This window comes from Labilibaculum sp. K2S (genome assembly GCF_030372765.1).
In the GTDB taxonomy this organism is placed as follows: domain Bacteria; phylum Bacteroidota; class Bacteroidia; order Bacteroidales; family Marinifilaceae; genus Labilibaculum.
On sequence record NZ_JAUCMW010000001.1, the window covers coordinates 586,158 to 600,563 of the forward strand.

The 14,406-nt window shown below is 38.4% G+C and carries 11 protein-coding genes and 2 riboswitches; of the genes, 6 read left to right on the forward strand and 5 right to left on the reverse strand.

The window, feature by feature from the left end; genetic code table 11:
* Positions 1-21 precede the first annotated feature (21 nt).
* Positions 22-732, forward strand: coding sequence for an anaerobic ribonucleoside-triphosphate reductase activating protein (locus QUH73_RS02250; protein WP_289528848.1), 711 nt, complete (start codon positions 22-24; stop codon positions 730-732).
* Between the two features lie 85 nt (positions 733-817).
* Here the strand turns inward: QUH73_RS02250 and QUH73_RS02255 are convergent, their stop codons facing one another.
* The 5 genes from QUH73_RS02255 to QUH73_RS02275 form a co-directional block, all read right to left on the reverse strand.
* Positions 818-1,330 (reverse strand): acetyl-CoA carboxylase biotin carboxyl carrier protein subunit, encoded by a 513-nt coding sequence (locus tag QUH73_RS02255; protein WP_289528849.1) that lies wholly within the window; start codon positions 1,328-1,330, stop codon positions 818-820.
* 2 nt (positions 1,331-1,332) lie between these two features.
* The gene (locus QUH73_RS02260) at positions 1,333-2,820 is read right to left on the reverse strand and encodes an acetyl-CoA carboxylase biotin carboxylase subunit (RefSeq protein ID WP_289528850.1); all 1,488 of its coding nucleotides are present in this window, start codon (positions 2,818-2,820) and stop codon (positions 1,333-1,335) included.
* A 31-nt stretch (positions 2,821-2,851) separates the two neighbouring features.
* Complete coding sequence (locus tag QUH73_RS02265) at positions 2,852-4,393, reverse strand: acyl-CoA carboxylase subunit beta (RefSeq protein WP_289528851.1); 1,542 nt, start codon at positions 4,391-4,393, stop codon at positions 2,852-2,854.
* A gap of 60 nt (positions 4,394-4,453) precedes the next feature.
* Positions 4,454-6,139, reverse strand: coding sequence for a putative transporter (locus tag QUH73_RS02270; protein ID WP_289528852.1), 1,686 nt, complete (start codon positions 6,137-6,139; stop codon positions 4,454-4,456).
* 178 nt (positions 6,140-6,317) lie between these two features.
* Positions 6,318-6,458, reverse strand: a complete 141-nt coding sequence (locus QUH73_RS02275) for a hypothetical protein (RefSeq protein WP_289528853.1) — start codon at positions 6,456-6,458, stop codon at positions 6,318-6,320.
* 128 nt (positions 6,459-6,586) lie between these two features.
* Positions 6,587-6,771: riboswitch (cobalamin riboswitch) on the reverse strand.
* Between the two features lie 308 nt (positions 6,772-7,079).
* Positions 7,080-7,292: riboswitch (cobalamin riboswitch) on the forward strand.
* A gap of 135 nt (positions 7,293-7,427) precedes the next feature.
* Between QUH73_RS02275 and QUH73_RS02280 the strand changes: the two genes are divergently transcribed.
* The 5 genes from QUH73_RS02280 to QUH73_RS02300 all read left to right on the forward strand — a co-directional run bounded on the left by QUH73_RS02280 (position 7,428) and on the right by QUH73_RS02300 (position 14,397).
* The gene (locus QUH73_RS02280; RefSeq protein ID WP_289528854.1) at positions 7,428-9,656 is read left to right on the forward strand and encodes a TonB-dependent receptor; all 2,229 of its coding nucleotides are present in this window, start codon (positions 7,428-7,430) and stop codon (positions 9,654-9,656) included.
* 99 nt (positions 9,657-9,755) lie between these two features.
* Positions 9,756-11,270, forward strand: a complete 1,515-nt coding sequence (locus QUH73_RS02285; RefSeq protein WP_289528855.1) for a PepSY domain-containing protein — start codon at positions 9,756-9,758, stop codon at positions 11,268-11,270.
* Positions 11,263-12,159, forward strand: a complete 897-nt coding sequence (locus tag QUH73_RS02290; RefSeq protein WP_289528856.1) for a sirohydrochlorin cobaltochelatase — start codon at positions 11,263-11,265, stop codon at positions 12,157-12,159. The genes QUH73_RS02285 and QUH73_RS02290 overlap by 8 nt, the downstream gene beginning before the upstream one ends.
* Positions 12,160-12,226: 67 nt before the next feature.
* A complete protein-coding gene (locus QUH73_RS02295; RefSeq protein ID WP_289528857.1) occupies positions 12,227-13,351 on the forward strand; it encodes an ABC transporter substrate-binding protein in 1,125 nt (374 codons plus the stop codon).
* 5 nt (positions 13,352-13,356) lie between these two features.
* A complete protein-coding gene (locus QUH73_RS02300) occupies positions 13,357-14,397 on the forward strand; it encodes a FecCD family ABC transporter permease (protein WP_289528858.1) in 1,041 nt (346 codons plus the stop codon).
* Positions 14,398-14,406: the final 9 nt, after the last annotated feature.

Below are 14,406 nucleotides of genomic sequence, written 5' to 3' on the forward strand. Positions count from 1 at the left end.
TCATCATTCTAATTTATTTCAATGCAAATATCTGGATTTATAAAGAATAGCTTAATTGATTATCCTGAAAAGGTAGCTTCGGTGATTTTTACTCAAGCTTGTAATATGGCATGCAGGTTTTGTCACAATTGGGAACTAATTTCGAAATATCACCCCATGGGAGATTCTGTTGATGAGACTGAGATATTGGATTATTTGAAAAAAGCGAGGGGATTCATCGATGCTCTTGTTATTACCGGAGGTGAACCAACTGTTCAGCCGGATTTGGTCGCATTTATACGTAAAGTGAAGGAATTGGGACTATTTGTAAAATTGGATACAAATGGAACCAATCCCAAGCTTTTAAGAATTCTGATGCGGCAAAATCTGATTGATTATGTGGCAATGGATTTGAAGACTGTGCCTGAATTATCTGAATACAAAAGAATTGTTGGAAATCAGTTCTCAGAGAATCAATTGATGAATGTGAAAAAGTCGATTGCTATTCTTAAAGATTCGCCGATTGCTGTTGAGTTTAGAACAACACTAATTCGTGAGTGTCATTCCGAAGCCGATATTCGTAAAATGTGCGAAGTGCTTAAAGGAGATTACAAATACACTTTACAGGCTTTTTCACCGGTAAAAGTATTGGATTCATCTTTTGCAAATTATTCAGGCTATACTCATTTGGAGGTAGAAGAGATCATAAAATCCAACCAAGATTTAAATGGTAATATTTGTCAGCTTGGTTAATTGATATAAGTTTTTTTAGTTTGTGGTTAATCCCCCGCCCAAAGGATATTCCTTATAAGGCAGGGGATTTAACTAATTGCCAAAACTAGTCTATTTCAATTAAAACCTGATTGGACATTACACGATCACCGTCTTTAACCAGTATTTTAGATATTGTACCATCTTGCGCAGCCAATATCTGATTCTGCATTTTCATTGCTTCGAGCAATATCAGAGGACTTCCTTTTTCAATTACACATCCTTCAGATGTTAATACCTCTGTAATTTTGCCCGGCATAGGAGCAAGTAAATTACCATTGGGTTTGATGATATTATTTTTATGAAGTTTCTCTTTTCTTTGAAAAGTAGCTTCGGTGTCGATCGTAAAATTATAGGTATTGCCGTTTACTAATACAGTGCATTTGTTCTGTTTTAATTCAGCGATTTCACCAATGAAATTTTTTTCTTTGTATTGAATGATAAATTCATTGTCTTTTTCTTTTATTGTAAATTTATCGTGCTTTGACCGGGAAGAAAGTACCTGATAGTTTTGCGTTTTTAAGCTGTACGATTGATCTCCGGAAAGCACAAAGTTTTTGTTTTTTTTAAGTGTAATCATGGCTAAAAAAGTTTATTTCTCATTTTAGTAGCCCACGCGGAATCCTCCTTGTGAGTCAAATTACTTTCGATTTTTTGTTTCTCGTTTAAATAAGCCTGAAGAGCCATGATGGCTGCCGCCTTTTCTTCATCCTGTTCCTGAAAGAAAGGTTTATCCAGCTTTTCTGATATAAACGATGTGTTGTATGATCCATTGATAAAATCGGGATGATTGAGCACCAGTTTAAAAAATGGAATTGTTGTTTTTACACCTTTTATTACCGTGTTTTCAATTACCGCTAAAGCATGCTCAATGGCTTCTTGTCTGTTATCTCCCGTAATGATCAATTTAGTAATCATAGAATCGTAACTCGGAGGAATTAATTTGCCGTTTTCAAAACCTGTATCAACGCGCAGGAAACTGCATTCAGGAAATTCCATTCTATCAATAATTCCCGGATTAGGAGAAAAATCGGCTTGCACATCTTCGGCATTAATACGCAATTCAATTGCCCAGCCTTTTCTTTGAATATCGCCTTGTTGAAGTTCCAGTTTTTCACCAACTGCAGTTTTAATCTGTTGCTCAATTAAGTCGATTCCGGTTATTGCCTCGGTAATTGGATGCTCAACCTGCACTCTGGTATTCATTTCCAGAAAATAGAAACGATTATCTTTGTCCAATAAGAATTCAACCGTACCCAGTGTGTGGTAATTAATTTTTCGACAAAGATAAAGAGCCATTTCTCCCATTTTATTTCTCAAATCATCGGAAACAGCAACAGAGGGAGCTTCCTCCATTAATTTCTGATGTTTGCGTTGAATGGAACATTCACGTTCGAATAAATGAATGGCATTTCCATGCTGGTCGGACAATACCTGTATTTCGATGTGTTTAGGACTTTCAATGTACTTTTCAATTAACAGAGAATCGTCGTTAAAAGCTGATTTGGCTTCGTTTGTAACCAATTTGTACATCAGTTCCAATTCATCAGCCGAACGCACAATGCGCATTCCTTTGCCGCCACCTCCGGCAACGGCTTTCATAATCACCGGATAGCCAATTTGTTCCACCCAGGCTTTCGCATCGTAAAAATTAGTAATGTTTGTAGTACTGCCAGCCAAAACCGGGATTCCGCTTTTTTGAGCAATATTTCGGGCCATTCCTTTGTTTCCCATCGTATAAATGGCTTTTTCGCTTGGGCCGATAAACAGAACTCCTTCATCTTTGCATCTGCTTGCCAGATAAGGCGATTCGGAAAGAAAACCATAGCCGGGATGAATGGCTTCGATTTGGTGTTCTTTTGCCAGACGAATTAGTTCTTCGGCATTCAAGAAAATGGATCCGTTTGGATTTTCTTCAAGCGTAATAATTTCATCGGCAAAGTCGAGATACAAAGCATTTGCCTCTCTGTTTGTCTGAATACAATACACTAAAATCCCCATTTTTGTGGCTGTTTTTGCAATTCTAATTGCAATTTCACCTCGGTTTGCGATTAATATTGATTTGATCATTTTTAAGATATCAGTTCAAATTTGTTTGTATTTAAAGAGGAATATTTCCGTGCTTTTTAGCAATTTTCTCCATGTATTTGTTTTCCAGAGCTTCGAAAGCGGAAATTAATTTTTTACGGGTGTTGGCGGGTTCAATTACTTCGTCAACATATCCTTTTTCATCAGCAATGTATGGATTGGCAATATTTTCCTTGTAGTCAGCAATTAATTTTGCTTTTAGTTCATCGCTATTTTTCGATTGGATTAGTTCTTTTCGATGAAGGATTTTTACTGCACCTTCGGGACCCATAACGGCAATTTCTGCAGTAGGCCAGGCAAAATTAAAATCTCCTCCCATATTTTTACTGTTCATTACAATATAAGCTCCACCATAAGCTTTTCTTACAATTACGGTTATTTTAGGAACAGAAGCTTCGCTGAATGCGTACAATAATTTTGCGCCATGCCGGATAATTCCGGAATGTTCCTGATTGCTGCCAGGTAAAAAGCCGGGAACATCTTCCAAAACCAAAATTGGAATGTTGAAAGCATCGCAGAAACGAACAAAACGAGCCGCTTTCTCTGCCGAATTAATGTCCAGAACTCCGGCTAAAACCTTGGGCTGATTGGCAACCAATCCTATTACTTTGTTTTGAAGACGTGCAAATCCTATGATGATATTACCGGCAAAATTTTCAGATATTTCGAAAAAGCTGCCCTTATCTGTAATATTGTTGACAATATCCAGCATATCGTAGGGAATGTTGGCCTCTTCAGGGATAATTACACCAAGTTTTTGGGGATTATTGGGAGCTAAAGCTTCTTGAACTAATACAGGTGGAAAGTCTACATTATTAGAGGGTAAATACTGTAATAGTTTTCGAACACCCAAAAGTGTATGCTCTTCATCATCGTAAACAAAATGAGCAACCCCACTTTTGGAACCATGGATATCCGCACCTCCTAGATCTTCCGAATTTGTTTCTTCATTTAGGACTTCTTTAACGATCTCCGGACCGGTTACAAACATGTATGCAGTTTGTCTGGTCATAAAAATAAAATCGGTAAGAGCCGGAGAATAGACGGCACCACCGGCAGCAGGTCCAAGTATGACCGAAATTTGAGGAATTACACCCGATGCTTTTACATTGCGGTGGAAAATTCCGGCATATCCGGCTAAACTTGCTACACCTTCCTGTATTCGTGCTCCGCCGGAATCAATTAGTCCGATTATAGGATGCCCCATACTTAAGGCCATATCCTGAACTTTCATGATTTTGGCGGCATGAACCGATCCCAGTGAACCTCCCATAAAAGTAAAATCCTGAGCGAAGGCGAATACTTTGCGGCCGTTTATTTTGCCATGTCCGCAAATTACCCCATCTCCGTATATGTTCGTTTTTATATTTCCGGAAGGTTTAACAAATGCGTCTATTTCCTCGAAGCTATTTTCGTCGAACAGCAATTCAATTCTTTCTTTGGCAGTGAGTTTTCCTTTCTTGTGTTGCTTCGAGAAATATTCCCAATTGTATTGTGCCGCCAGCTGTTCTTGTCGGCTTGTATATTTTTGAAAAGGTATTCTGTTGTCTTTCATTGTTTTTAGTTGTAAAATTTAAATGAATTCATTGTGAGCTTATTTTCTAATAAATAGAACTTAGGTAAAAAGCAATACCAGTACTTGTGCGAGTAAAACCCGTAAGAACATGACCAAAGGGTACACGGTAGCGTAAGCGGTCGATTGTGCCTGAATCGGAGCTATTGAATTGGCAAATTCCAAGGCCGGCGGATCGGTCATAGATCCGGCCAGTAAACCACAAATAGTGAGGTAATTGATTTTTAAGGTATGTGCAATAACGGCAACGATAATGAGAGGAATAAAAGTGATCGCAACCCCATAAAGCATCCAGATATAACCTTCGTTTAGAAGCGTTTGTACAAAATATTTGCCCGATGAAATTCCAACACAAGCCAGGAAGAGAACAATACCCAGTTCCCGGATAAACAGGTTGGCACTTGGTGTCATGTAAAAATCAAGTTTACCAATCCGGCCTTTGTGCCCAAGTATAAGTGCAATTAATAGTGGTCCGCCTGCTAAGCCCAGCTTGGCCGGTGCAGGAAGGCCGTGAATATTTATCGGAAGTAAGCCAATAATAACACCAAGTAATATTCCTAGAAAAATGGGGAGAATATTAGGGTGTGATAGTTCTTTTACAGAGTTGCCAAGCAGAGAGGCAACTTTAATCAGAGCTTTTTTTTCTCCTACAATACGTACAGTATCACCAAATTCAATACTGTCTTCTTCCTTTGGCATTAACTCAATACTGTCTTCTTCCTTTGGCATTAACTCAATACCATTTCGGTAGATTCTGGTAATGTTTACAGGGAATTGGCGTGAGATCCCAATTTGCTTTATACTTTTTCCCGCCAGCTTTTTATTGGTGATCATGACTTGTTTCATTCCCAGTTTGCCAGACACCTCAACATCTTTGGTTGTATTTATTTTGCCCAAATTAAGTTGAATGTATTTAAAATTTGATTCTACCGATACTCCATAAAGAATATCTCCTTTTTCAAGAATTGTTTCGGAATCGGCAGCTATAAAATCATCGTTTCGTTTAATTCTTGAGAGAACAAAATTATTACTGCAGGTATCTTTCAGAAAAAGTATGCTTTTGCCAAAAAGGTTTTGGTTGGTAACCTCAACGTTTATGGCAATTGGTTTTCCATCGAGGCCGGTAATTTCTTTATTGTATCGTTCTTCTTCCTGTTTTACATCGATTTTGAAAATTACACGCAGTAATATCATGCTGATAATAATTCCAAAAATTCCGAACGGATAAGCAACAGCATAGCCCATGCCCGCAATTTCGATATTTTCGGTTGCGCCCATAACATCGCCAATGGTTTGCTGAGCAGCACCTAAACTTGGAGTATTGGTAACAGCTCCGCACATAATTCCGGTGATCACGGAAGTGGGAACATCGAAAATAAATTTTATGGCAACTGCAATAAAGAAACCTGAAATAACAATTCCTGAAGCGAGCAGGTTAATCTTTAATCCATTATTTTTAAGCGAAGTGATAAAGCGGGGACCTACCTCTAAACCAATGGAGTACACAAATAGAATTAAGCCAAACTCTTTAATAAAGTGCAATACGTGAGCATCGGTTGCTGCACCCAAATGCCCAATTAACAGACCGGAAAACAGTATGCCTGCAATGCCAAGTTTAATTTTGAGAAACGATAGTTTTCCAAATAGAATACCTAAAACAGCGGCCAAACAAATGATGACAATTGTGGATGCTGTTCCTGGTGTAGTTAGTAGTTCTATAATGTTCATGTTGAATTATTGGTTTTTTAAACGATATGATCTCAGAAGAAGATCATTTTTTTAGTGAGAAATAAAGGGATATGAAAAGAGCCGGAACTCCCATCTACCTTGATACGAAGTCAGGATATTATGAATTGGCAAATGAAAGTACCGGCTCAACTTTATTGATTCAGAAGCTAGTCAGAAATCAATAAGGAATGTTATGAACTTGTTGAAAAGGGAATGAAATAATTTTTTCGGAATAATTGGTTGTAAAGCCAAAATACATGTTGTATTTAGTCTTGACTGCTTTCTCCATTTCGCGAGGAGTGCTGCTTACTTTTTGCATAACAATACATTTTAAATGGTAAAACTGTATGCTTTGCGTCAATCAATAAAAAACAGGAATAATAGAATTAAAAAGGAACTTTTAATTCACTAGCGGGTCCTGATTTTTAGCTTTATGTCGCGAAAGCATCAATCTAATTAAATAAGACAGGTCTCCTGGCTTTTCCATTTGCAACGCCTTCCCATTCCATCTGTTGGAACAGTGACTTGATGTTGCAAACTGTTTTGGAATTACAGTTGCGCGTCAGCTCACGATTTTAACGTGATTCCCTATTAAACCCTTTTTACGGGGTATCTTAATTATTTTTCGAAAGCAAAGTTATCAAAAAAAGTCTCTAAAAAACAAATTTAAATTTCCTTTAAGTTTAATCAATTTGATTTTACGGTAATTAAAAAGGGGAGAAGGAATAGAAATAGGCCGTTAATAGAGTTATGGATTTTACAAGTAATCTATTGCTGAAGTGAACTTGACTTTCAGGAATGTTGATTGAAATATTAGAGCCTTAATTTACTTGTAATGAGAATTGTGAGCTGTATTGCCCATTCACCTAAACTTGCATGTCTATGCTGTGAAACACTTTTGGTTTGTTTGCCCCGAATACGATATCTTAAATATATATAATACATTTGCATCGATTTTGGTGTTCTGCTCAGGCTACCGTCTGACGGAATGAAAAGGGAATCCGGTGAGAATCCGGAACAGTACCCGCTACTGTAAATCTCATTTTGCCATGTGCAAAATATGGTTTTTACACCGCAAGCCACTCTCAGAAATGGGGGGAAGGCTGTAAAAACTGAGATAAGTCAGGAGACCTGCCAAGTCGTAACTAAAGAACATTTTGCTTCCGGGAATCGAAGTATATGTATTGAACTTACGCGCGTGTTCAGTATTTATTATTCCAATTTCTTTGTTTGTGTAAACATTTGGCAGCAAGATGTGATGTTTTAAAATTAAAAAAACAAAACGATCATGCAGTTTAAAAATTACATTCTGATTGGCCTTTTTATATTGGTAAGTCAGAGTTTGATTGCTCAAGTGGGGACATTGTCCGGAGCAGTCACAGAAAAGGACGGGACAAATCCTTTAATTGGTGCCAACGTTTATTTTCATGGAACAACTATAGGAGCCGCTACCAACAGCGATGGGGTTTATTCGTTTCGAAATGTAAAGGCAGGAGAGTACGAAATTGTTGTTTCCTATTCGGGATATGGAAGAAAAAAAGAAATCATAGAAATTAAGGAGGGAGCAAATGCTCTTGATTTTCAGTTGAATAAATCCGAGAGAGAATTGGGCGAAGTGGTAGTCACAGGTACAGGCACACCGCATCATTTAAAAAGTGCTCCCGTTCAAACCGAACTAATCAGCAACAAGATGGTGAAGGCTGTTTCTGCATCCGGATTTGATGATTTAATGACTGGAATCAGTCCATCATTTGATTTTAGTCCGGGCAGCATGGGAGCTTTTATGCAGCTAAACGGTTTGGGGAACGATTACATTTTGGTACTTGTTGATGGAAAAAGAATGTACGGAGATGTTGGAGGCCAGAATGATATCAACCGCATTAATCCTGATGATATTGAACGAATTGAAGTGGTTAAAGGTGCATCTTCATCCTTGTACGGATCGGAAGCCATTGCAGGTGTAATTAATGTGATTACCAAAAAATCGAAACGAAAAATATATGCTGAAAGCAATTCCCGTTTAAGCGAACATGGAAACAGACAGTACTTCAATAAAGTAGGCTTTAATTTAGGGCGTTTTTCATCTCTTACAACTTATTCCAGAAAGGAATCAGACGGTTGGCAGCTAAGCAAGTTCGAAATTGACGATGATATGGATAATGATGATCCATCGGATGATGTACTTGTTGCTACAGATGCCAAACAAGTGAATGCCTTCGAGGATTACACCATCAGTCAGCGCTTTGATTTTGCTGCAACCAATAAATTAAGCGTATATGCAATGGGATCGAAATACGAGAAGGATGTACTGCAGCCAATAACGGTAAAAAAATATGGTTATTACTACAACGATTTTTCTTATTCGGCAGGAGCTAAGTACCTAGTTAATAAGAAAGATTACATAAGTCTCGATTTTAATTCAGATCAATTCAAGTATTACTACAAATACAATCAGAATGATATATCTTCAAAATCCGGGAAAACACTTCATTCAATAAGAGAGAAGCTTCTAAATACGGATCAAAAACGCGAAGATGTAAATCTGAAATACGTTTTTAGTCTAAAAAAGGCGCACCAATTTACATTGGGAGGAGAATATGTAAACGAAAGCCTGAAATCGGAAGGTCGGTTGGCAAATGCCAAAGAAGATGCTTATACCCTTTCTGCATTTGCTCAGGATGAAATCAAACTAATTAAGAACCTCTCTTTGGTAGCTGGTGTTCGTTACGTAAAGCACAAAGAATTTGGTAATGATTTTACACCAAAATTATCCACACTTTACAAATTCAGCAATTTTAATTTTAGAGCAACCTATGCGAAAGGTTTTAAGGCTCCAACATTAAAAGAGTTGTACTATCATTACGAAAAAGCAGGGAATCTCTACTTGGGAAATACCAATTTGGATGCGCAAAAATCTGATTACTATTCTTTTTCGGTAGAATACATTGTTTCAAAATTATCGCTTAGTCTATCGGCCTATCAAAATAGTGTTGATGATATGATTTCCTACCAAACAGTTGAAACAAGTGCTGCAGATAAAGCTGATGGAATTAAAAAAACACGTCAGCATTACAACATTGGAGAAACAAAATCACAAGGAATCGATTTTCTTTTTAATGTGAAAGTTGGTGGCGGCTTTACTCTAGGCGGAGGATACTCCTATGTAGATGCCATGAATGAGACAGATGACATTCGTTTGGAAAATACAGCTCAAAATTATGCCAATTTCCGTTTGCTGTATGACAGAAACTGGAAAGATTATGCTTTAAACGTAAGTTTGATTGGCCGAATTCAGGATGAGAAATTTTATGAAGGTGAAAAAAATGCCGACGGATATAATTTATGGAAACTGACAAGCTCGCATCGGTTTACAAGTGCAGGAACATCTCTTGAAATAACTGCCGGAGTTGATAATATCTTCGACTACGTAGATGACAGTCCTTACGGATCTCATTACGGCACTTTAAATCCGGGACGAACCGTATTTATTGGCTGTAACATCAAATTTGCAAAATAGAATACACATTTATCTGCATAAGGCAAATTCCCTGAACTGTTTAAAAATTAGAAATTCCTGATCAGGGGATTTGCTCTTTGCCAATTTTGATACCCTAAGATGAGCAGATTAAAAAATATTATTCTCCAAATTCACAATCTATCAGGAAGTGTACTCAGCCTGATGTTTGTGATTTGGTTTTTATCAGGTTTTGTCCTGATTTTCGCAGGTTTTCCTCATGCTTCAAAAGAAGAAAGGTTTCTGCATCTGTCTTTTTTAACAAAGTCTGACTTTGATTCCATTCAAGCTCCTTCTGAGAATTTTACGGGCGAAATAGAATTAGAGAAAATGAATGGAAATCCGGTTTACAGAGTTTATTCCGGAAGAAAATCGCAGAAAGTATACAATGCCGTTTCTTTGAACGAAAGTGAAAAAACAACAGAGAAAGACGCAGTAAATATAGCGGAGGATTTTACGGGTGCGAAACTTCAATCGGTTGAAAAGATTGAAGAATTAGACCAGTGGATTCCTTGGGCCTACTACAATTCCTTACTTCCTATCTACAAATGTTATTTAAACGATAAGGATCATACACGGATTTACATTTCTGAGAAAACAGGCAGTATCATCCAGGAAACAACAAGAAAAAGCCGTTGGGCCGCACGACTGGGAGCCATTCCTCATTGGATTTACTTTAAATCACTGCGCCTGGAAAAAGGGCTTTGGCTAAAGGTAGTGGCCTCGATTTCTTTTCTGGGTATTCTGGTAAGTATTACTGGTTTGGTGGCAGGCTTTATTCGTTTGAAGAAAAGAAAGAAAAATTCACAGTGGACAGAATTTAGTCCTTATAAAAAGTTTTGGTACAAGTGGCATCACATCACAGGTTTTCTGTTTGGTTTTTTTGTATTCACGTTTATTTTGAGTGGCTTTTTCTCTGTTGTAGATATTCCCAAAAGCCTGGTGCCGGTACATGCAAAAGTATCTGCTAAAAAAGTATGGAATCAGAAATCTGATGTGAAACAGCATGCAGCAATATCAATGTCTGATTTATGGAATGCAATTGAGGACAATAAACCAATCCGAAAAGTAGTTTGGAAAACCGTTATGAATCAGGCCTGCTTTTGGGTGTATCGGGATCAGTTTGAATTGCCGGATGTGTATGTTGCCGAAGCTGATGGTGTTTTTGCAAAATCGGATTATTCCGAAAAGGAAATCAGCAGTTGGTGCAAAAGTGCATTTGCCGGCACCAATTACGATGTAAAGGAGTTGAACGAATTTGATGCCTACTATCAAAAATCCGGGATGTGGGGACGCCCTTTGCCGGTATGGCAACTGAGTTTACGCGATGCTGATCATACCTGCATGTATATTCATCCGAAAACGGGAGAAGTCATCAAAAGCTACAACAGCAATGACAGAGGACGCCGTTGGTTATACAAATCTCTGCACACTTTGGATTTCCCATTTTTAAAACAACACGAATGGTTAAGAAAGTTCTTGCTGCTGTTTCTTTCGTTGGGAGGAACCGTGGTAAGTGTATCAGGTTTTGTGTTGGGAATAAAATGGATCCGGAGAAAAGCTAAAAAATCACTGCCGGCAAGATTGAAACCGGTTAAAATAAAATCCAATGATTAAAAAAAATCAGTTCAGTAAATTTTTAAAGACAGGCTTGTTCCTGCTCCTAATAACATTTTCATTTATGACTGCAGCTCATACAAAAAAAGCGAATAAAACAGGAATTCTATTGGTCTCCTTTGGTTCCAGTTATCCCGAAACCCGGGCAACCTTTCAACACATCGAAGCGGAAGTGAAAGTCGCGTTTCCAGATTTGGAAATACATTGGGCTTTTACATCAAAAATAATCCGCAATAAACTTCGCTCACGTGGTGAAACGATTGATTCGCCTGCCGAAGCTTTAGCTAAAATGGGAGAGGAAGGTTTCACGAATGTTGCGGTTCAGTCTCTGCATGTAATTCCCGGAGAAGAATATGAAAATTTGAAAACAACAGTGGAAGCATTTTTTGGAATGCCAAAAGGAATTGATCAGGTTCAATTGGGCAAGCCGTTGCTGTATCATCAAAATGACATTGAAAATTTAGGTGATGTTTTGTTGCAAAATTTACCGGAAGGAATGGTGAAAGGCGATGTTGTTGTTTTTATGGGGCATGGCACGCATCATCCTGCAAATGTATATTATCCGGGCATGCAGTACTATTTATGGCAAAAAAATCCCAATGTATTTTTGGCTACAGTTGAGGGGTATCCTGAATTGAATCAGGTAATTGAGAAATTGGAAACCCGAAAGGTAAACAAAGTATGGCTGCTTCCTTTTATGACTATTGCCGGCGATCATGCCCGAAACGATATGGCGGGTGAAGAGGAAGAGAGTTGGAGATCAGTATTGGAAGCCAAGGGGTACAAAACAGAAGTCGTTTTGAGAGGAATGGCAGATCAGGATGATGTGGTTCGCATTTGGATTGAACACCTGAAAGAAGTACTGGTTGAACTCAAATCAAAAAAATAAGCTTTGGGAATTAAGAACAGGATCTGCAATTACAATAGCATTCATTCTAAGCATTAAATCAAAATTTATGGAAAGAAAGGCCTTCATTTTTAGTAATATACTACTTCTTTTATTCGCGCTAAGTAGTTGTAAATCAAATGAAAAAGAGATTCGTACTGAATCTGGAAAGTATCAGAAAGTAGAATTGAAGTATGCTAAAGGCTTTGAGATTTTTAATTCCGATAAGGATCAGGTTCTAAGAATTTATAATGGCAAAGCGAATGACTCAACTTATCAGGAATTTAAATTGGTGAGAGAGAAATTGGCAGGAGATAAGAGTCCGAATACCATTCAGGTTCCTTGTAAAAAGATCATCTGTTTGTCGTCCACTCAATTGACCTACTTTTTTGCATTACAAGATATTGACCGTATTGTGGCGACCAACAGCAGCCGGCACTTGTTTCATGAAGGTATTAACAAGCGAATAGAAGATGGCTGTGTAAAACGGGTTGGAAAAGAGGGGCATTTTAATACCGAATTGATTGCAGGTTTGAATCCTGATTTAATTATTGTTTCTCCCTACAAATCGGGTGGTTACGATGCTTTGAAGAATTTGGGGATTCCTTTGGTTCCTATGGCAGCTTACGATGAAAAATCACCGTTGGGGAGAGCCGAATGGATAAAAATGATTGCTCCTTTTGTTGGAAAAGAAAAGCAGGCCGATTCTTTGTTTCAGAAAATAGCCTTTCGATATGATTCCCTTAAAACCCTTACTGAAAAAGTGAAAATACGACCAACAGTATTCTCAGGAAAAATGAAGTCGGGAACTTGGTATGTGCCGGGAGGGAAAAGTTTTTACGCCAATTATTTCCGCGATGCCGGAGCCAAATATATTATTGAGGACGATAAACAAGGAGCTTATCCCTTGGGTTTCGAAAGTGTTTACACCAAAGCGGCCAATGCCGATTTTTGGCGGATTCTGGTTCCCGAACCCTTAGGTTTTGGGCGCAAAGCACTGATTGAGCAGGACGTTCGCTATGCCGATTTTAAAGCCTATAAAAAGGGAAATGTAATCATGTGCAACATCAGAGAGAAACCCTATTATGAGCAAAATGCCATGAAACCCGATGTGATATTGGCAGATTACATTCATTTCTTTCATCCCAATTTGCTGCCCAATTACAAACCGGAATTTTATGAAGTTTTAAAGTGAATCCTATGACACCTATTTTTCAGAGAAAATCAGTTCTTATTCCTTTATCTCTTGGTTTTTTGTTGATTTTGGCCGCTTTAAATCTGGCATTGGGATCGGTCAATATCCCTATTGCTGAAGTAGTCGATATTGTAACAGGAAAAGGATCGTCCAATGTTATTTGGGAGAATATCCTGCTGCGAACCCGATTGCCGCAAACCATAGTAGCTTTAGGAGCAGGTATGGCTCTCGGAGTAGCCGGACTGCTAATGCAAACGCTTTTTCGAAATCCTTTGGCAGGTCCTTCGGTATTGGGAATTTCTTCGGGTTCGAGTTTGGGCGTTGGCTTTGTTCTTTTGGTGGCAGGGCAGGTTTGGGGATTTTCGTTTTCCCGATTGGGCATTTGGGGCGATTTAGCCATAATTACAGCCTCGTTGGGAGGTGCTTTTGCTGTTTTAGCTTTGATCCTGTTCATCTCGCATAAAATTGGAGGAACCTTGAGTGTGCTTATCATCGGAGTGATGATTGGTTATCTGTCTAATTCAGTGGTGGGTGTATTGAAATTCTATAGCATGGAAGAAGATGTGCACAACTATGTAATATGGGGATTGGGCAGTTTTTCGCGCATGTCGGTTGACCGAGCCTATTTGTTTGCGATAATTACTATTGTACCCTCCTTACTTGCTTTGTTTTTAAGCAAATCGCTGAATTTAATGGCTTTGGGCGATCGGTATGCCAGCAATTTAGGATTAAAGATCAAGCGGGCACGCTTGCTGATCATTTTATGTGCAGGAACATTAACTGCTATTGTAACTGCCTTTTGCGGTCCCATTATTTTTATAGGCATGGCCGTTCCGCATCTGGCAAAATTGGTATCCCGCACAAGCAATCATTTATATTTAATTTGTAATGCCTGCATTTTAGGAGCAGCAACAGCATTGCTTTGTAATTTGCTGGCCCGTCTTCCGGGAATGGAGAGCGAATTGCCTATTAATTCGGTAACTGCTTTTATTGGTGCACCGGTTGTTATCTCAGTAATCTGGAAAAAACGCAAAGAAAATTTTTAGCCCTTTAGC

Excerpts from the sequence above, each read along its gene's own strand:
- QUH73_RS02300 (WP_289528858.1), top strand. The coding sequence starts at position 13,357 with ATGACACCTATTTTTCAGAGAAAATCAGTTCTTATTCCTTTATCTCTT.
- QUH73_RS02285 (WP_289528855.1), top strand. The coding sequence starts at position 9,756 with ATGAGCAGATTAAAAAATATTATTCTCCAAATTCACAATCTATCAGGA.
- QUH73_RS02270 (WP_289528852.1), bottom strand. The coding sequence starts at position 6,139 with ATGAACATTATAGAACTACTAACTACACCAGGAACAGCATCCACAATT.
- QUH73_RS02250 (WP_289528848.1), top strand. The coding sequence starts at position 22 with ATGCAAATATCTGGATTTATAAAGAATAGCTTAATTGATTATCCTGAA.
- QUH73_RS02255 (WP_289528849.1), bottom strand. The coding sequence starts at position 1,330 with ATGATTACACTTAAAAAAAACAAAAACTTTGTGCTTTCCGGAGATCAA.
- QUH73_RS02290 (WP_289528856.1), top strand. The coding sequence starts at position 11,263 with ATGATTAAAAAAAATCAGTTCAGTAAATTTTTAAAGACAGGCTTGTTC.
- QUH73_RS02295 (WP_289528857.1), top strand. The coding sequence starts at position 12,227 with ATGGAAAGAAAGGCCTTCATTTTTAGTAATATACTACTTCTTTTATTC.
- QUH73_RS02275 (WP_289528853.1), bottom strand. The coding sequence starts at position 6,458 with ATGCAAAAAGTAAGCAGCACTCCTCGCGAAATGGAGAAAGCAGTCAAG.
- QUH73_RS02265 (WP_289528851.1), bottom strand. The coding sequence starts at position 4,393 with ATGAAAGACAACAGAATACCTTTTCAAAAATATACAAGCCGACAAGAA.
- QUH73_RS02260 (WP_289528850.1), bottom strand. The coding sequence starts at position 2,820 with ATGATCAAATCAATATTAATCGCAAACCGAGGTGAAATTGCAATTAGA.
- QUH73_RS02280 (WP_289528854.1), top strand. The coding sequence starts at position 7,428 with ATGCAGTTTAAAAATTACATTCTGATTGGCCTTTTTATATTGGTAAGT.